The following is a 17,586-nucleotide window of genomic DNA, read 5'->3' as shown; positions in this document are numbered from 1 at the left end:
CGTCGGCGGCCCGCCACCCCACGCGACAGGTCGCGTGGGGACCCCGTCTCCCCCGCCTTTACAGCGCGAAGCAAATCAGCCGGGCTTTGCCATCAAGGCCCTCGCAAAGCGCTCGGGCTGCCAGGCCGGAGCGCCCGTGGGCTTGTCGTCGCCATGAAGGCCGCGACGGTCGCGGTCCAGCCGAAGGACACATCCCATGTATGCCCATGACGAATTCGAACCCGATCACAGCACGTCTCCCACCGGCCATGTCATCGAAGAGCTCGAACTCTATGGCTACCGTCCCGCCGAGGGCGAGGCCGACCCCCGGATCACGCCCGAGGACAACGCCATCCAGGGCGCGGTTGCCGACATCTTCGATGCCCTGATCTCCACCATGGCCGACACCAGCCTCGATTTCGACCTAGACGAGATCATGTGGTCCACGGTCAACACCTTCCACCGCGCCGTCGAGCGGATCGAACGCAAACTCGACGATAACGAGCAGGCTCAGAAGCGCCTTCAGCGCGAACAGGACGGAAGCGAGGTGAAATCCGTCCAGTTGGAGACCCTGATCGGCATCGGAGAAAACCTGATCGAGCGTCGCGACAGCATGGAGACCTTCCGCGAGACCGCCGCCGACCTCTTCCTGCGCACCACAGGCACGCCCTGGTCGCCGCGCTCCGGATCACGGGTCAACCATCGCCAGATGACCTCGGCCATGATCGACAGCCGAGATTTTCTCGCCGCCAAGCAGAGGGCCGACAACGAGGTACTGCTACCCGCCGGGCCGAAGATCGCCTTCTCGGGCGGCGACACCACCGATCACCGCACGATCTGGGCCAGGCTCGATCAGGTCCATGCCAAGCACCCCGACATGGTGCTTCTGCACGGCGGCAGCCCGAAAGGCGCCGAACGCATCGCGGCCACTTGGGCCAACAACCGCAAGGTGCCGCAGGTCGCCTTTAAGCCCAACTGGACGAAACACGCCAAGGCCGCGCCCTTCAAGCGCAACGACCGGATGCTCGATACCATGCCGATCGGGGCCATCATCTTCCCCGGCACCGGCATTCAGGAAAACCTCGCCGACAAGGCCCGCAAGATGGGCATCCCGGTCTACCGCCTGGCGGAGGGCAGCGCATGAGCGCTGCCAGCAATCCGTCGACACCATGCCCGGCAGAACTCTCGCCATGGCGGGCAGTTTCATGTTATGTTCGCCTTGCGCCATGGTGGTGGTGGAAGGCGCGACCGTTCCACGTCAAACGGGAGACTCCACCATGATCGTTCTCGGAATCCTTGCATCTTTCGCGGCCATTGCGGGCCTGTGCTGGTTGATGTTCAACCTCGCCGTCTTCGCCCTGCCGTTCCTCGTCGGGTTTCACACCGGCATCTGGGCGTATGGCACCGGCGCAGGCTGGTTCGGTGCCATCTTTGTCGGTGGCTTCGCCGCCGGCCTGACGCTTGCCGTCGGTCAGGCGCTGATCATGCTCGTGCGCCCGCTCTGGGCGCGGTTTGTCATCGCGCTGATCTTCGTGGTACCGGCGATGCTCGCTGGCTTCCACGCCACCCTTGGGATCACCAGGGCCATGATGCCCTCGGAGACATGGCAGATGATCTTCTCGGCCATCGGCGCTGCCGCCGTCGGCATTTCCGCCTTTCTCCGCATTGCCGGTTCGGCAGCCGAGCCTTCGGATAGGTCTCCCATAGGCGCATGGCATTTTTGACGGTCCGATGAGGCGGGGCCAGATCAGTGCTGGACTGCCATCCCAATCGTCAGATTGCCGGTATGGGGCGGGGTGCGGATCGGCAAGAGGCCCGCGTCACGGCCCGTGGCTGCGCGGTGGTAATGGCGGACCGTTCGAGCGGCAAATCGCACCTGTGATCGCGGGGGGGGGCGCCGGGCGGGGCGCTTGGAGAGTGATGCGCATGGCCTGTCGCGGGTGAGCAAACCCGCCGGTGGAAAGGCCGGTCAGGCTGATGAGCATCCGCGGTTGCCATCGTCTCCGTTCCTTGCGCGTCCCATGTCCGCTCCATACGGCCCTTTCAATGGCCTGATCTGGCCGAAGACCGGCTGTGCCTCGACCGGCTTGGCGCAACAGCGCCGCCATAACTTTCTTCCCCTGGGCTGCGCCCATTCCGCGCGGAACAAGAAAGTTCTGCCTTTGCTGTCTAGCCCCCGGCACGCCGGGGGTGCGCCGCCGGTCGTCTCCGGCCTGTCGATCGCCATCGGGCCGCAATGGTGCGGACCCGGAAACGGAAAACGGAGACTTAAAATGGCAACCATCGGCACCTTCAAGAAGACCGGCAACGAATTCACCGGCGAAATCGTCACTCTCAGCGTCCAGGCCAAGGGCGTGCGCATCGTCCCCGACACCCGCGCCGCCGGCGAGAACGCCCCCAGCCACCGGGTCCTGGTGGGCCGCGCCGAGATCGGCGCCGCCTGGTCCAAGCGCTCGGGCGAGGGCCGCGACTATCTGGGCCTCAAGCTCGACGATCCGAGCTTCACCGCCCCGATCTACGCCAACCTCTTCGACGACGAAGACGGCGAGAGCTACGCGCTGATCTGGTCCCGCCCCAACGGTCGCCGCGGAGAATAACGCCGTCGCGAGGCCCCGGCCGAAAGGCCGGGGCCGACCGCCAAACCGGGCAACCGAATCAGTTCCCGAAATTTGCGGCGCCAAAGTGGAAGCGCGATGTAAACACGTCAGAATTTTGCTGGTGACTTTCCATGGTGCGACTATAATAGATGGAGTATTCGGTCGTTCCCGCGCGACGGCTTCGAGCCCTTACTCGCCACGCGAAAACGCGATGGTCTTGGCCCGCTAACGCTAGCGCAGTGGTTATCCCTGCACCGTCGCCAGAAACTCTCGCATCCGCGTCGGCGCACGTCCCAGCAACTGAGCGAGCGTCGGATCGACCCGATCAAACTCGCCCGCTCGGGCTGCACGGAAGTATCCCAGCATGACGGCGATAGCACCCTCAGGTATGCCATTCTCCCGAGCATGGCGTTCCATGGCATCTTCCTCGACGATTTCTCGCGCGATGGGCCGTCCCAGGACGTCCGTTGCCAGCCGCGCGAGGTCGGCGAGGTCGAGGGCCTCGCTGCCAGTCAGCGGCGGTGTCGGACCGTCGAACGTCTCGCCGCGCGCCAGCAGGATGGCATCGGCGGCGGCAAGATCGTCGTGGGTCGTCCAGGCTACCTTTCCGTCCTCGGGGCCGGTCAGCGTCCCAGCCTCGAGGCCGTTCGCGTTCATGGCAACGGCGCTCGCCGCGTAGAAGCCGTGGCGTAAGGACGTCCAGGGCAGGCCCGAGTCCGCCAACATCTTCTCGGTCGCAGCGTGATCCCGCCCTGGCGGGAAGTGCGAGTCGAGCGCGCAGGAGACCTGGCTGGTATAAAGCACGCGGCCGACACCCAGTTCGCGCGCCACTCCGATCGCGGCCCTATGCTGCTTCAACGGATCTCCCCCCTTTGCCGCCGCATTCGACGAGACCAATAAAATCCGCTCGGCCCCGTCCCACGCATGACGCAGGCTGTCGGGATCGTCGTAATCGCCCCGGCGCACCCGCACGCCGGCCCGCATGAGGTCGCCCGCGCGATCCGGGTCGCGAACGCTGACGCCGATGCGTTCGGCAGGCACATGTTGCAGAAGGCGTTCGACGATCCTGCGGCCGAGTTGGCCGGTCGCGCCTGTCACAATAAGCATGTCTCAATCTCCTCGGTGGGTCCGCTGCGCGGTAAGTGATCGCGGGCTGATGGAGAGAGATTAATTGTTCTCTTTCCCTGAGACAATTCGCGTATTTTCGAATACCTTGTTCTCTATGCAGAACAATGTCTCGAATGATGATCTGGCCGTTTTTCTCGTGGTGGTTCGCGAAGGCGGGTTCAGGGCAGCGTCCAGACGCCTCGGGATCGCTCCTTCGAAGGTCAGCACGACGATCTCGCGGATGGAGGCTAGCCTCGGCGTGCCACTCCTGCGTCGCACGACCCGCAGCGTGGCCACGACAGACGCAGGTCAGGCACTGGCGGAGCGGATCGCCCCTTTGTTCGCCGGGCTCGAGGAAGCCTGCGCCGAGGCCGCCGACACGGCGGGCCGCGTGCGGGGCCGGCTGACGCTTAACGTACCCGGGGCAGTGATGCCGGACATCCTTCCGCCGCTCCTGTCGAAATTCCACGCCCGTCATCCCGACGTCGAGGTCGAAATCGTGGTCGAGAACGGTCTCGTCGATATCGTCAAGGCGGGCTGCGATGCGGGCATCCGCTATGACGACGCCCTCGAAAAGGACATGGTGTCTATCCCGATCGGCCCCCGGACCCAGCAGAGTGCCCTTGCAGCGTCACCGGCTTACCTGGAGGCACGAGGTACACCCCGGAGCCCCGAAGAGCTGACCCGGCACGATGCGATCCGCTATCGCCTGCCGGATGGTCCTCTGCTGCCGTGGAGCCTCGTCGATGATTTTCGAACGATCACCGTCCAGCCTGCGACACGCCTGATCCTGAGCGTGAACGCTCTCGACACGGGACTTCGCTACGCCAGGACCGGGATCGGCATCATTGGGACTTTCCGTAATTGGCTGGAGGAAGACTTCGCCGCCGGAACGCTCGTTCCCGTTCTGCCGAATATTTGGCCTTCTCGGAACGGCCCGCGTCTCTACTATCCAAGCCGTTTTACAACCGCGCCGCTCCGCGCCTTCATTGAAATTTGCCGCTGCGGCAGCGACAGGGTCTGAACAGCTAAGCTCTAATTACTACCGGGAAGAAATGATTTGTCCGCCGCGCTGCTGCCTCTCAGCAAAGAACGACTGAAATAGTCGTAGTTTACAAAACCGTTTGAAAATTGGTTAGGAGAAGTGCCGGTCCTTAATTCGAAAGGGGAATCGGCATGTCCCAAAGGCACTATATAGGGCTGGATGTCTCGGCCCGCACCGTCAATCTCTGCATCGTCGATCACGATGGCCAGGTGGTACACGAACGCAAGCTCTCCTCCGATCCGGAGGAGATTGCACAGCATATCCTGTCACTTCGGTTTCCGATTGTTCGTGTCGGCCTCGAGGCCGGAATGCTATCGCAACACATCTATGGGCGGTTGGCTGAAGCCGGTATCCCGGTCGTCTGCGTCGAGACCCGGCACATGAAAGCGGCGCTCGCCGCTCAGCTCAACAAGACCGACCGGCACGACGCGCGCGGGATCGCCCAGATGATGCGCGTCGGATTGTTCAAACCGGTCCACGTCAAGACGCCGAACAGCCAACGCCTGCGCACGATCCTGACCGCACGGCAACTTCTGCGGAACAAGCTTCAGGATGTCGAGAACGAAATCCGCGGCCTCATCCGCAACTTCGGCTATCACCTCGGAAAGGTGACGGCGCGTGACTTCGAACCACGGGTGCGGGAACTGATCGCCGATACCGCCCTGCACGCCGTGGCCGACGCTCTCCTGTTGGCAAGACGCTCCTTGCGAGAGCAATTCGGCCGGTTGGACGATATGCTCGTTCGATTGGCGAAGCATGACGAGGTGACGCGACGCTTCATGACGGTTCCCGGCGTCGGCCCACTTGTCGCACTGACCTTTCGGGCAACGGTCGATGTTCCGTCGCGTTTTACGCGCTCGCGCACAGTCGGCGCCCACTTCGGACTGACACCTCGCAAGCAGCAATCCGGTGAAGTCGACCGCAACGGACGCATCTCGAGATGGGGCGATGAGATGATGCGAAGCCTCCTTTACGAAGCGGCGCAGGTGCTGTTGACACGGGTGAAACGTTGGTCAGCGCTCAAGGCTTGGGGTGCACAGATTTCGCGACGCCGAGGCAACAAGAAAGCGATCATCGCGCTGGCGCGCAAGATCGCTGTGATCCTTCATCGCATGTGGATCGACGGATCGGAATTCGACTGGGGCAAGCGGCCGGAAACCGCTGCGTCATCTGTTTAAGGTTCGACCGGGCACAGTCCGGTCGAGGCACATCCCCGCGAGGGGACGGGGAACGGCGAGCGCGCAAATACGACTTGACCGCCAAGGCCGATGCCGAGGTGACGTCGCAAAATAGATTGTCCCGCCGGCTCCTCTGATCCCATCCTGTGGCGGTCTTGTACCGACCACGAAGAGAAGCATGATCCTCGCGGGCGTGCCGCTCAAACCTCGTCGTCGGGCTCGACCAGATCCACATGGCTGACGCCGAGAGCCTGGGCGAGTTCAAACAACGTGATCACGGTTGGGTTCCTCCGGCCGCGTTCGAGGCTGCTGAGATACTGTTGGCTGAAGCCGGAACGCGCTTCGACCTCCTCCTGCGTCAGGCCCTTCTCCCGACGCAGGCGGGCGAAGTTCCGGCCGACCAATTTGCGCATATCCATGCGCAGGAAGATCGCGATTTACATACTTTAAGTTTATCAACTATAGTATGTAAATGAGTCGCTGGGGAGTGAGCGATTCCCCGCTATCCGGTTGGTCCGAATAGAGAAGAGAAGTCGTAGTTCTGGCGTTTGCGCCGGGCCGGATGGGAGGTGATCTGCATGATCACCGCCCGACAATCACGGGCCGCGCGGGCGCTTCTTGGCTGGACACAGGAGCAGCTTGCGGATGAGGCCCGGGTATCTTTGACCGCGCTCAAGCGCCTCGAGTCCGAAAGCGGGCTCGAGGTCTACGAGACCACGCGCGATCAGGTTCGACGGGCGTTCGAAGCGAATGGCATTCTGCTCCTGAACTCCGACCAGGGGATTGGAGTGATGCATGTGCAGGCGAAGGCCATCGCTAAGGGCTGACTATTCCGGCAGGTTTCGCCGTGAACGGAATTGCGCTATTGCCGTGCTCACGAAAACGTCAACCTTCTGTGCTAGGATTGTACAGAAGCCGCAGTGGGGATGCGTGTGACGATCAGCAGCTTGCAGGATGTGCCGCCGCAGGGGGACGTGGTGACGGAGTATGACCGTCGCCACATGGCGCAGTATATGCGTTTGCTCGATGCTGCAGGCGAGGGCGCGAGCTGGCGGGAGGCGGCGCAGATCATCCTGGGCCTCGATACGCAGAAAGAGCCGGAGCGGGCGCGCCTGGTCCACGACGCCCATCTTGAACGCGCGCGTTGGCTGAGCTCGGAAGGGTATCGGCAGTTGGCGGCGGGACGCACCGGCTGAGGAGGTGATGCGCCGCGCGCATCACCTGATGCCTTGGGGCGGGCTTCCCAAGTGATTGATCTCTTGGAATCCTTTCTTGTGATCAACCCAGGGGAGAGGCGATGCCATGCAACCTGATCGCTCGAATTGGCGTGACCAGGCCGCCTACGACTATCTTGATGATCTGGCTGCGCCGGACCTCGGCTGGGAATGTCTGCGCCGCAATCCCGAATATCAGCATGATTACGCGAAGCTCGCAGGAGAACCCCCGGAGAGGGTTGATCTGATGGATCAGGTCGGCCGTCGATGGGGGTTGTGCTTTCCCGATCCGACCCGGGCTGCCCGCTTCCGTTGCGGAGGTGTTCTGGTGTCCGGCGGTCGACACGAGTGCCGTGGTGCTCGTTGCCGCTCCCGAGGCACTTGGCGGGGAGGCTGATCGTCTTGGCGAGGACATCGTCGCCTCGACGGGCAGACCGTCTTCCATGGGAGAGCACCTGCGCCACTGGCTGCCGGACGGGACGTACCTGCATCTTGTCGCACCTTCGGGGCCCCGCCACAGGCTTGTGGCCACCGTTCCTCTCGGCCCTGAGGGTCTCGACCGCACCGAAGCAATCCAGCGGCTCCTGGCGGACCAGCACCGCCGTCGATCGATCCCCAGCGACACCCGTCTGACCGCGCAGCAGAAAGCGCGCCTCCGGCGTGTCCTTCAAGCATCGGATGCCGCCTTCCATGGCGCGACCCAGAAGCAGATCGCCGAGGTCCTGTTCCGGACCGGTCGCCTGGACCGCGATGAATGGCAGGTCTCCTCGGCTCGTTTTGCCGTCTCCAGCCTCCTTCGCGAGGGGCGTGACCTGATCGCCGGCGGCTATCGCAAGCTCCTGCGTCACCAGCGCCGCCTCTAGGTTGGCGATCCCGCGCCGCGGTGTGCGGATTTATCCCTGCTATCTTCCCACTGCATCTGACCGGACGCGCTTCGCCATCGTGACCGTCATCAGCCGCTGTTTCGCGGCAGTGGTCACACACAGCAGGGAGACGCCCGATGTCCGCCATCTCAACCGAACTTCCCCCGCGCTATCTGCGCACCAAGGAAGCCGCGCGGTTCCTCAGCCTGTCCGCTCGCACGTTGGAGAAGCACAGGACCTACGGCACCGGTCCCGCCTACCACAAGCTGGGCGGGCGTGTGGTCTATGCGATCGAGGACCTGCAGGCCTGGGTCGGACGGGGCGCCGTGACCTCGACATCCGACCCGCGCGGGCAGGTCCTGCCGGCGAAACGCCACGCGCTCGCCAGCCTCGCGCAGCCCGGCCGCTTCGTGCGCTGACGTAGCGGCAATGACGTCATGACCGATGGACGCAAACCCGATTCCGAGCGCGGACAGCTCGATCTGTTCCGCGCGCTGCCCGGTGACTTCGCCCCCAGAGATGCGCAGGACCTCATGGCCTATCCGTTCTTCTCGCTCGCCAAGTCGAGGCGCGTTGCGCCGATCGACTTTGCCGCTGGCAGCGTCAGCATCCGGGTCGAGGCTGTTCCAGATCACGGTATGGCCACGATCTGGGATGCCGACATCCTGATCTGGGCCGCGAGCCAGATCGTAGAGGCGCGTGACGCGGGCCTGCGCACCTCCCGGCTGATGGCTGCCACACCATATGAGATCCTTACCTATGTCGGTCGCGGAACCAGTGCGCGGGATTACCAGCGCCTGAAGGCGGCGTTGGATCGTCTGCAGTCGACGACGGTCTCCACCTCGATCCGCCAGCCGGAAGGACGCCGCCACCGCTTCTCCTGGATCAACGAATGGCAGGAGCGCAGCGACAGGGACGGGCGTCCGGACGGCATCGAGCTGATTGTGCCCGACTGGTTCTACCAGGCCGTGCTCGACAATGCGCTCATCCTCACCATCGACCGGGCGTATTTCGACCTGACCGGCGGGCTCGACCGTTGGCTCTATCGCCTGGTGCGCAAGCACGGTGGCCGCCAGCGCAATGGCTGGCGTTTCGACTTCCATCATCTTCACCTGAAGTCCGGAGCGCTGTCCCCCTTCAAGCGCTTCGCCTTCGAGCTTCGCGACATCATCCGGCGGCAGCCGCTGCCGGGCTATACGCTGTTTCTCGAGACTGAAGTTGGTGGCCGCAAACTGCTGGCCTTCGAGCCTGCGCCGGGCTGTGGAAAACCTGTGAATGCGCTCGTGCTATCGGGAACCCGGACTATCGTGCCATCAGGAACCGGGGTCTCGTGCTATCAGGAACCCAAACAGGGTGTAACGTACGGAAGCAAAAGCGGAAATCGCGCCCTTAACTTAGAATCTAACGAAGACTCTAACTTTGAAGAGCGCGCTAATGGTGTGGAAGACATCATTCGCGGAGCAGCCGGGAATCTTCGAAAGGCTGCGAACCCGGGCGCATCGAGCATGCCCGGCGCTGCCAGATCGCTCCCGGACAGCCCCGCCTCCGACACGGTCCGTCGCCCCGGCTTGGCACGCCTTCCACTCGATCTACCGGGAGATCGGTGATGAGCGTCATTCTGAGACCCGGCAAATCATCGGCGACTGAGGCTTCCTCTTTCAGCTTCGGCGACATGACCCGCGTCGAATTGATCTGGCTGGAGCAGCAGACCGAGTTCTGGATCCGGTTCGGCAATGGGGCAGGGGAGCAGGTCCTGGACCGCAGCCGACGTGTGGTCTTCTTCATGCCGGGTTCTGTCTTCGCCTTCGTCCGCTGGGCCGCGAATGACTATGGAACCGTCGTCTCGCGCATCGACATCGTGCGTGCGGTCGCGCCCGGCTGTGCCTGTCAGACGCTGCCCTTCGTGCGTCCCGGTGGCGAGATTTTGTTGAAGATCGAAGGCTGGCCCAAGGTCGAAGAGGTCTTGCGTCATATCGATGCGATCGAGGGACTCGGCATCTATCCCACCGAGGTCGATCCCGATCACTGGCGTCATGTCGCGCACTGGATGAAGGCGGGAGAAGCGCCGCGTCCCTATTCGGCGGAACGCCATGCCGCATGGCTCCGGCGCCGGGAGATCGCAAAATGACCCGTGCCCGCTATATCATGGTGACGGTTGCGGCGCTTGCCGCCGTCATCGCCGGCAGCATTCCGACTGCGCCACGGCTGGTCTGGAACGCCTCGGCCAGCGTGCCGATTGGTTTCTACACCATCGCGCCGGTGGACCGGCTCGCGGTGCCAGATCTGGTCGCCGTTATTCCATCCGAACCCCTTGCGGGTTTCATGGTCGCGCGCGGCTATGTCGGTCGCGATGTGCTGATCCTGAAGCACGTCATCGGGCTGCCGGGACAACGGGTCTGCCGTGACGGCCCCGCGATCACCGTCGATGGCAGACACCTGGGGGAGGCGCGAGAGCGCGACAGCCAGGGCCGCGATCTTCCCGTCTGGCAGGGCTGTCGCACGATTGCCGAGGGGGAGGTCTTCCTGATGAACCCGGCGGTCTCTGACAGCTTCGATGGCCGCTACTTCGGTCCGTTCCCCACCTCGGCAGTGATCGGCCGGGCCAGTCCGCTGTTCACCGACGAGGGTGGCGATGGCCGCCTCGTCTGGCACGCGCCGGAGCGGTGACGCGCGCTTATGGCGGGACGTGCCAGCGGCCTGCCTCCCATTCACCGCATGAGGAAGGAGCTTCCAATGCCACAGATCGGCCAATTTACACGCACCCCGTCCGGCTATTCCGGACAACTTCGCACGCTCTCGCTCGACCTGGAGCTGACCTTTGTTCCAACCGATAACGTCGATACCGAGAAGGCTCCTGCCTATCGTATCCACCTCGGTGACGAGGAGGGCCCGGAGGTTGGCGCGGGCTGGAAACACACCGGCGAAACCGCAGGGGCTTTCGTTTCGGTCCTGCTCGATGACCCGGTTTTCCGGCATCCGATCCGCGCCCGCCTGTTCCAGTCGGATGAGGAGGGTAGGGAGTGGGGGCTGCACTGGACCCGCCCGAAGAAGCGTGATGAGCAGGACTGACCATGATCATGTCCTGCACCTGTCCCGCCTCGGGGAGATGCGGCGTCCACCGCCGCATGCTCCTCCTTTTTCTTTCCGGCCTCTTCCTCCCGGTCACCGCCACGCAGCCGCTCTTGGCGCAAACCAGTGTGCCAGAACACGCAATCGCCGCGCATCCCTACGCCGCCCAGGTCACTGAGGCGTCGCAGCGCTTCGGCATTCCGACGACCTGGATCATGGCCGTGATGCGGGCAGAGAGCGCGGGCGATCTGCGTGCGGTCTCTTCCGCTGGCGCGATGGGGCTGATGCAGGTCATGCCCGACACCTGGGCCGGGCTGCGCATCCGTCATGGCCTCGGCCGAGACCCTTTCGAGCCGCGTGACAACATCCTCGCGGGCACGGCCTATCTGCGCGAGATGTGGGATCGCTATGGCAATGTCGCGGCGATGCTGGCGGCCTATAACGCCGGTCCCGCCCGCTACGAAGACTACCTACTGGCGGATCGTCCGTTGCCGGCCGAGACGCGTGCCTATGTCGCTGCGCTTGCGCCCGTGCTGCTTGGCGAGCGGCCATCGGGCACCGCTATCACTGCAGCCCGGCCGCTCAATTGGCGTGAGGCGGCGCTCTTCATCAGCCGCGAAGACGGCGCGTTTGCGACCGATCCTGTGTCGCCTCACCGGACCATCGGCGGCGCTGCTTCACCCGTCCCGGCGCTGCCGCAGGCGGGTATCACCCCGCAGCCTGAGGGCCTCTTTGTCCAACGGGAGACTGGTGAGGTCCGGCCATGACCCGGGAGATCGCACTTCGCGCTCCATCGTACTCTGGCGTGCTTTTGTGGGAGCGGGCGGTGGTGGCGGGCACCACGACCGAAGGATGGCAGGATAAAAGGGCGCACGGTGCGCGTCGGTTGGGCGGTTGTTTTTGTTCATGTTTTTGCTGCGTTCCGCACCGTGTGGCGCGTGCGCGCAGCGTGCGAAATGTGCCTAACACTCTGATCTTTTGCGTTGTTTCGCACTGTACGGGGATTTCCCATGCCCGATGATCGCGAGTTCCGCATCCGCCCGGGGCGTATCCGCTCGACACGAGCGCAGCAGGCCCGACCCTTTGTCACACAGGCCCTGGCTGCCGCGAAAAAGGCCGGTGGTGGTGTCTCGCGGGCCGGGCGCGTCACCCCGGGCAATCGGTCCCGCTTCGGGCGCGGTCAACGCGCCAGTATTCAGGCCAACCGCCTCATTACCACCCGCACGCGCGGCGCGGTGGTCAAGGCGCGTGTGGTGCGGCACAGCGGGACGTCCGCGCCTCTCGGAGCCCACCTCGATTACCTGCGACGGGACGGCGTGACCCGGGACGGGGAGAAGGCCAGGCTCTTCGGATCGGGAACGGAGGATCCCGATGGTCGGACCTTTGCCGAGCGGTGTCGCGATGACCGTCATCATTTCCGGTTCATCGTCTCGCCCGACGACGCGCCGGACATGTCGGACCTGCAATCCTTCACCTGCGATCTCGTCGGGCGAATGGAACGGGATCTCGGCACTTCACTTGACTGGGTCGGCGTCGATCACTGGAACACCGCGCATCCGCACGTTCACCTGATCGTTCGGGGTGTGCGCGACGACGGCCAGGATCTCGTGATCTCGCGGGACTACATCAAGGAGGGGCTGCGCGACAGGGCACAGGATCTCATCACCCAGGAACTGGGCCCACGTAGCGATCTCGACATCCGCCGGACGCTTGAGCGACAGATCGGGGCCGAGCGCTGGACGCAGCTCGACCGTCAGTTGCTGCGGGATGCGGGGCGTTCGCGCATCCTCGACATGGCGCCGGATGCGGATCGGCAGCCGGATGCGCTTCACCCGCTGAAGGTCGGGCGTCTGCGCCGGCTGGAAGTGCTCGGCGTTGCTGACCAGATCGGTCGAGCGCAATGGCATATCAGGGACGATGCCGAGGCGGTCCTGCGCGAGATGGGGGAGCGTGGCGACATCATCAAGCGGATGCATCGTGCCCTGACGGACCGGGGGATCGAGCGCGGGTCCTCGAGTTTCGTCCTTGCCGCGGAGAGCCTCGATGTTCCCGTCATCGGCCGTCTGGTCCAGCGGGGTCTCGATGACGAGCTGAAGGGGACGGCCTATGCCGTCGTCGATGGTGTCGATGGCCGGAGTCACCATATCCGATTGCCTCATCTCGACGCCGCCGGCGACAGCGCCCCAGGCTCTATCGTGGAGCTCCGTGCCTATGACGACGCGCGTGGCCAGCGTCGCGTCGCACTGGCGGCCCGGTCCGACCTGGACCTTGCCGCGCAGGTCTCCGCGTCGGGGGCCACCTGGCTCGACCGGCAGGCCATCGCGCGCGACCCGCTCGCTCTGTCGGACCAGGGCTTCGGTGCCGAGGTCCGGCAGGCCTTGGAAGCCCGGGCCGATCATCTGACCTCGGAGGGGCTAGCAGAGCAACGGGGCGGCAGGGTGGTCTTTGCCCGCCGCCTGCTCGGGACCTTGCGCGACCGGGAGTTGCAGGCGGTTGGCATGCAGCTCTCGGCGGAAACCGGGTTGCCGTTCAACAAGGCGGATTCGGGTGACTACGTCAGCGGCATCTATCGCCAGCGTCTCGCGCTGGCTTCGGGCCGTTTTGCCATGATCGAGGGCTATGGAACTGACGGCGCGCTTGGGTTCCAGCTCGTGCCCTGGTCTCCGTCTCTCGAAAAGCACCTCGGCCGGGATGTCACCGGCGTCGCGCGCGGGGACGGCGGGGTGGACTGGGACTTTGGCCGCAAGCGCGGCCTCGGCCTCTGATCAACACACCGGAAAGGGGCGACAGTCATGTCCGCGACCAAGATCCTCTGGGGACAGATCTCTATCGTCTTCCTAATCATTCTGGCCACCACCTGGGGCGCGACGCAATACGTGGCCGCGAGCCTCGGCTATCAGGCACAGCTGGGCCTGCCCTGGTTCGTGTTGTTCGGGACGCCCATCTACTATCCTCCCGCCATCTTCTGGTGGTGGTATTTCTATGAGGCCTACGCGCCGCCGATCTTCGCGACCGGTGGGATCATCGCCGCCTCTGGGGGCTTCATCGCTATCGGTGTGGCCATCGCCATGTCGGTCTGGCGTGCCCGCGAGGCCCGCAACGTCGCGACCTATGGATCTGCCCGATGGGCCGAGAAAGGCGAAGTGAAAGCGGCCGGACTTCTAGACCCGGATGGCGTGGTCCTCGGCCGCTATGAGCGGGAATATCTGCGCCACGATGGGCCGGAGCATGTGCTCTGCTTCGCCCCGACGCGATCCGGCAAGGGGGTAGGGCTCGTCGTGCCTTCTCTTCTCACCTGGCCCGGCTCGGCCATCGTTCATGACATCAAGGGCGAGAACTGGCAGTTGACCGCAGGGTTCCGGGCTCGGCACGGTCGGGTCCTGCTGTTCGATCCGACCAATCCGAACTCTTCGGCCTACAACCCCCTGCTGGAAGTGCGCCGTGGGGAGTGGGAGGTTCGCGATGTCCAGAACATCGCCGACATCCTCGTCGACCCCGAGGGAAGCCTGGAGCGGCGGAACCACTGGGAGAAGACCAGCCACAGCCTGCTCGTCGGTGCTATCCTGCACGTCCTCTATGCCGAGAAGGACAAGACGCTGGCCGGTGTCGCCAACTTCCTGTCCGACCCGCGGCGTCCCGTGGAGTCCACACTCCGCGCGATGATGCGGACATCGCATCTGGGCGAGGCGGGACCGCACCCCGTGGTCGCCAGTGCCGCCCGCGAGTTGCTCAACAAGTCCGAGAATGAACGCTCCGGTGTGCTTTCGACGGCAATGTCTTTCCTTGGCCTCTATCGCGACCCTGTCGTCGCGCAGGTCACGCGCCACTGCGACTGGCGGATCGGCGACATTGTCGGGGGAGCGCGTCCCGTCACGTTGTATCTCGTGGTGCCCCCCTCGGACATCAATCGCACCAAGCCGCTCATCCGACTGATCCTCAACCAGGTCGGTCGACGCCTGACCGAAGACCTGCAGGGCAAGGATGACCGGCATCGGCTGCTTCTGATGCTTGATGAGTTCCCGGCGCTCGGCCGGTTGGATTTCTTCGAGAGCGCGCTGGCCTTCATGGTGGGCTACGGGCTGAAGAGCTTCCTCATCGCCCAGTCGCTGAACCAGATCGAGAAGGCCTATGGTCCAAACAACTCGATCCTCGACAACTGCCATGTCCGGGTGAGCTTCGCGACCAATGATGAGCGTACGGCCAAGCGGGTGTCCGACGCTCTCGGCACCGCCACCGAGATGAAGGCGATGAAGAACTACGCTGGGCACCGTCTGGCGCCCTGGCTCAGCCATCTCATGGTGTCCCGGTCGGAAACCGCGCGGGCGTTGCTCACCCCCGGAGAAATCATGCAACTGCCGCCTTCAGAAGAGATCGTCATGGTGGCTGGCACACCACCGATCCGGGCGACAAAAGCGAGGTATTACGAAGATGCGCGGTTCACCGAGCGGGTCTTGCCGCCACCCGACCTGGTGGAGGTGGACGCCTCTGGGGAGGATGACTGGAGCAGTCTGGCCGTCCCAAAGCAGGACGATGAGCTGGAGCCAGTATCCGAGACCGGATCGGCGGATGAGGACCCGACAGAGTCGGAGCGCCGTCTTCAGCCGGAGCTGGCGCAGCCTCAGCCGGTTGACAGGCAGGACCCTTTCGAGAACGAGTTTGAATTCGACCCACCCGAGGACGAAGAAGATGGCGCCATCCGCAATCGCCGCATCGCGCAACAGATGCGCGGTATCGCGCGGCAGGTCTCCCTCAATCCCGATGACGGGATGGAGCTTTGATCATGACCACCAGCCGCAAGAAGACGAAGATTTCGGTCTACCTCGATCCTGAGGTCATGAAGATGCTGGCAGACTTCGCCGCCCGGCGTGATCGATCCCAATCGATGGTGGCCGAGGCCGCGATCGCATCCTTCCTCTCTCCGGATGACGCAGAGCGCCGCGAGGCGGTTTTGGCCCGACGCCTGGATCAGATCGACAGGCGGATCACCCGGCTGGAACGCGATGTCGGCATCTCCGTCGAAAGCCTGGCCGTGTTCATCCGTTTCTGGCTCGCCACGACGCCGGCTCTGCCGGAACCCGCAGCCAAGGCAGCGCGGGCAAAGGCTGGGGAGCGATACGAGGCGTTTATTTCGGCTCTCGGTCGGCGCCTGGCGCAGGGGCCGAAACTGCGGCAGGAAGTGTCGGAGGATGTGGACGACCGAGCAAGTAGCTGAAAGCGGTGTCACCTGCCTCCGCCGCAGACGTCGGAACTGTAGCCATGATCATCATGTCTGGGATGATCGGCCCACCGGAGACATTCGCCCACCATCAGATTTTCTGCGGCCGCAGCCCGCTTTCCGGCCATTCGTTGCGATTAATAGAATCCCTAAATCTACGAATGGGAAAGTTTGCGGACAAAGTTGCCGTTTCGAACCGACTAGCAAACGTCACAAATAGACCGGGAGCGGACTGTCGGCTTAGAAGCGACACGAAGCATTAGCGGCCATTCAATTGCTGCAGGCTTTGTCTCAGTTGGCTGGTGCTACCCGACTGCCTCTCTGAGGCGGCATGGCTGCGTTGCAGACCGTCATCACGGTATCCCGCAACCAGCGATGTGCCGGATCGCTGTCCATGCGGGGATGCCACATCGCCGATATCACGATCTCCGGCGTGCGGACGGGTAGTTCGAGGATAGCGAGGCCTTGCCCGATCGAGGCAGCATTTGACTGGCTGTTCACGAGACACGAACGCGGTATGAGCGCAATCAGATCCGTATCGCGCGCAATGCGCATGGCATCCGGGAAACCGGGCACAACGGCAACGACTTCCCGGCAAAGTCCTAGCGTTTGCAGTGCGTCATCCACAGGTCCTGCAAAGGCCCCCCTGCGCGATGCCACAATATGGCCGTACGCCACATAACGATCAGGCGTCATCGGCCACGCCAGCAAGGGATGTCCGGTGCGAACCGCGCCGATGAAGTCGTCGCGGAACAAAAACCGCCTGCGCACCTCCGGCGCCGATGCCCCAAGCACCCCGATCTCGAGATCAATCGCTCCGTCGCGCAACGAGAATGCATCCTTGTTCGGTTTGGGCGCGAAGTGCAGGCGGACACGGGGTGCGACGCCAACAACGGCCGCCACGATGGCGGAAGCAAACACTTCCAGGAACGCTTCATTCGCCCGAATGGCAAAGGTCCGTTGGAGTGTCGCCACGTCCAAATGACTGACGTTCGGTGTCAAGACCGCGCGTACGTCCCGGGTCAATTCATGGACCCGGTCGCGCAATTCGGAGGCTCGCGGCGTCGGCACCATCCCGCGACCGGCGCGTACGAGCAAGGGATCGCCCGTTGCTAACCGGAGCCTTGCGAGAGTCCTGCTCATCGCGGAAGTGCTCAGGCCGAGGCGCCGCGCAGCGCCGGTCACGCTTCCCTCGGCGAGAAGAGCATCAAATGCCGCAAGCAGGTTCATGTCCATGCTGTCCATGCACCCCAGCTTATCGGACCGGGCCGATAAGACCTAGCGTCTGATGCAACTATAATTTGCTTCCGATGCGTCTG

21 protein-coding genes are annotated in these 17,586 nt (G+C 63.9%); 18 read left to right on the top strand and 3 right to left on the bottom strand.

What is annotated here, in order from left to right:
* Positions 1–196 precede the first annotated feature (196 nt).
* The 3 genes from FDP22_RS16235 (at position 197) to FDP22_RS16225 (ending at position 2,576) form a co-directional block, all read left to right on the top strand.
* Positions 197–1,123: a DUF2493 domain-containing protein gene (locus tag FDP22_RS16235; RefSeq protein ID WP_138575276.1), complete on the top strand. Its 927-nt coding sequence runs from the start codon at positions 197–199 to the stop codon at positions 1,121–1,123.
* A gap of 133 nt (positions 1,124–1,256) precedes the next feature.
* Positions 1,257–1,703, top strand: a complete 447-nt coding sequence (locus tag FDP22_RS16230; RefSeq protein ID WP_138575274.1) for a hypothetical protein — start codon at positions 1,257–1,259, stop codon at positions 1,701–1,703.
* Positions 1,704–2,252: 549 nt separating this feature from the next.
* On the top strand, positions 2,253–2,576 hold the full coding sequence (locus FDP22_RS16225; RefSeq protein ID WP_138575272.1) for a DUF736 domain-containing protein: 324 nt from the start codon (positions 2,253–2,255) through the stop codon (positions 2,574–2,576).
* Positions 2,577–2,819: 243 nt separating this feature from the next.
* On the opposite strand, the gene FDP22_RS16220 is transcribed toward FDP22_RS16225, so the two are convergent.
* A complete protein-coding gene (locus FDP22_RS16220) occupies positions 2,820–3,683 on the bottom strand; it encodes an NAD(P)H-binding protein (protein WP_138575270.1) in 864 nt (287 codons plus the stop codon).
* 64 nt (positions 3,684–3,747) lie between these two features.
* Between FDP22_RS16220 and FDP22_RS16215 the strand changes: the two genes are divergently transcribed.
* Together FDP22_RS16215 and FDP22_RS16210 are read left to right on the top strand one after the other, a co-directional pair.
* On the top strand, positions 3,748–4,707 hold the full coding sequence (locus tag FDP22_RS16215) for a LysR family transcriptional regulator (RefSeq protein ID WP_239031807.1): 960 nt from the start codon (positions 3,748–3,750) through the stop codon (positions 4,705–4,707).
* A gap of 152 nt (positions 4,708–4,859) precedes the next feature.
* Entirely contained in the window at positions 4,860–5,906 is a 1,047-nt protein-coding gene (locus FDP22_RS16210; RefSeq protein ID WP_138575268.1) for an IS110 family RNA-guided transposase, read from the top strand.
* Between the two features lie 200 nt (positions 5,907–6,106).
* Here FDP22_RS16210 and FDP22_RS16205 read toward each other — a convergent pair whose 3' ends face one another.
* Positions 6,107–6,325 (bottom strand): helix-turn-helix domain-containing protein, encoded by a 219-nt coding sequence (locus FDP22_RS16205; RefSeq protein WP_085816326.1) that lies wholly within the window; start codon positions 6,323–6,325, stop codon positions 6,107–6,109.
* A 159-nt stretch (positions 6,326–6,484) separates the two neighbouring features.
* Between FDP22_RS16205 and FDP22_RS16200 the strand changes: the two genes are divergently transcribed.
* The 13 genes from FDP22_RS16200 to FDP22_RS16145 all read left to right on the top strand — a co-directional run bounded on the left by FDP22_RS16200 (position 6,485) and on the right by FDP22_RS16145 (position 16,264).
* Entirely contained in the window at positions 6,485–6,733 is a 249-nt protein-coding gene (locus FDP22_RS16200) for a helix-turn-helix domain-containing protein (RefSeq protein ID WP_138575266.1), read from the top strand.
* A gap of 99 nt (positions 6,734–6,832) precedes the next feature.
* Positions 6,833–7,102, top strand: a complete 270-nt coding sequence (locus tag FDP22_RS16195) for a DNA -binding domain-containing protein (protein WP_138575264.1) — start codon at positions 6,833–6,835, stop codon at positions 7,100–7,102.
* Positions 7,103–7,208: 106 nt separating this feature from the next.
* A complete protein-coding gene (locus FDP22_RS25370) occupies positions 7,209–7,517 on the top strand; it encodes a transcriptional regulator domain-containing protein (protein WP_430225496.1) in 309 nt (102 codons plus the stop codon).
* Positions 7,474–7,983: a DUF2285 domain-containing protein gene (locus FDP22_RS16190; protein ID WP_239031806.1), complete on the top strand. Its 510-nt coding sequence runs from the start codon at positions 7,474–7,476 to the stop codon at positions 7,981–7,983. The genes FDP22_RS25370 and FDP22_RS16190 overlap by 44 nt, the downstream gene beginning before the upstream one ends.
* Before the next feature lie 137 nt (positions 7,984–8,120).
* The gene (locus tag FDP22_RS16185; protein WP_138575262.1) at positions 8,121–8,402 is read left to right on the top strand and encodes a helix-turn-helix transcriptional regulator; all 282 of its coding nucleotides are present in this window, start codon (positions 8,121–8,123) and stop codon (positions 8,400–8,402) included.
* 18 nt (positions 8,403–8,420) lie between these two features.
* Entirely contained in the window at positions 8,421–9,590 is a 1,170-nt protein-coding gene (locus FDP22_RS16180) for a replication initiator protein A (RefSeq protein ID WP_138575260.1), read from the top strand.
* Positions 9,590–10,111, top strand: a complete 522-nt coding sequence (locus tag FDP22_RS16175; RefSeq protein WP_138575258.1) for a DUF2840 domain-containing protein — start codon at positions 9,590–9,592, stop codon at positions 10,109–10,111. Before FDP22_RS16180 ends, FDP22_RS16175 begins: the two co-directional genes overlap by 1 nt.
* The gene (locus tag FDP22_RS16170; protein ID WP_138575256.1) at positions 10,108–10,650 is read left to right on the top strand and encodes a S26 family signal peptidase; all 543 of its coding nucleotides are present in this window, start codon (positions 10,108–10,110) and stop codon (positions 10,648–10,650) included. Before FDP22_RS16175 ends, FDP22_RS16170 begins: the two co-directional genes overlap by 4 nt.
* Before the next feature lie 66 nt (positions 10,651–10,716).
* Complete coding sequence (locus tag FDP22_RS16165; RefSeq protein WP_138575254.1) at positions 10,717–11,052, top strand: DUF736 domain-containing protein; 336 nt, start codon at positions 10,717–10,719, stop codon at positions 11,050–11,052.
* Between the two features lie 2 nt (positions 11,053–11,054).
* Positions 11,055–11,819 carry a lytic transglycosylase domain-containing protein gene (locus FDP22_RS16160; RefSeq protein WP_138575252.1) on the top strand — a complete coding sequence of 255 codons (765 nt, stop codon included), beginning with the start codon at positions 11,055–11,057 and terminating at the stop codon, positions 11,817–11,819.
* A 243-nt stretch (positions 11,820–12,062) separates the two neighbouring features.
* The gene (locus FDP22_RS16155) at positions 12,063–13,817 is read left to right on the top strand and encodes a relaxase/mobilization nuclease domain-containing protein (RefSeq protein WP_138575250.1); all 1,755 of its coding nucleotides are present in this window, start codon (positions 12,063–12,065) and stop codon (positions 13,815–13,817) included.
* Positions 13,818–13,844: 27 nt separating this feature from the next.
* Complete coding sequence (locus tag FDP22_RS16150) at positions 13,845–15,830, top strand: conjugal transfer protein TraG (RefSeq protein ID WP_138575248.1); 1,986 nt, start codon at positions 13,845–13,847, stop codon at positions 15,828–15,830.
* A gap of 2 nt (positions 15,831–15,832) precedes the next feature.
* Entirely contained in the window at positions 15,833–16,264 is a 432-nt protein-coding gene (locus tag FDP22_RS16145; protein WP_138575246.1) for a CopG family transcriptional regulator, read from the top strand.
* Between the two features lie 294 nt (positions 16,265–16,558).
* On the opposite strand, the gene FDP22_RS16140 is transcribed toward FDP22_RS16145, so the two are convergent.
* The gene (locus tag FDP22_RS16140; RefSeq protein WP_138575244.1) at positions 16,559–17,512 is read right to left on the bottom strand and encodes a LysR family transcriptional regulator; all 954 of its coding nucleotides are present in this window, start codon (positions 17,510–17,512) and stop codon (positions 16,559–16,561) included.
* Positions 17,513–17,586 lie beyond the last annotated feature (74 nt).

The organism is Paroceanicella profunda, assembly GCF_005887635.2.
GTDB lineage: Bacteria > Pseudomonadota > Alphaproteobacteria > Rhodobacterales > Rhodobacteraceae > Paroceanicella > Paroceanicella profunda.
This window is presented reverse-complemented; position numbering and strand designations above follow the sequence as displayed.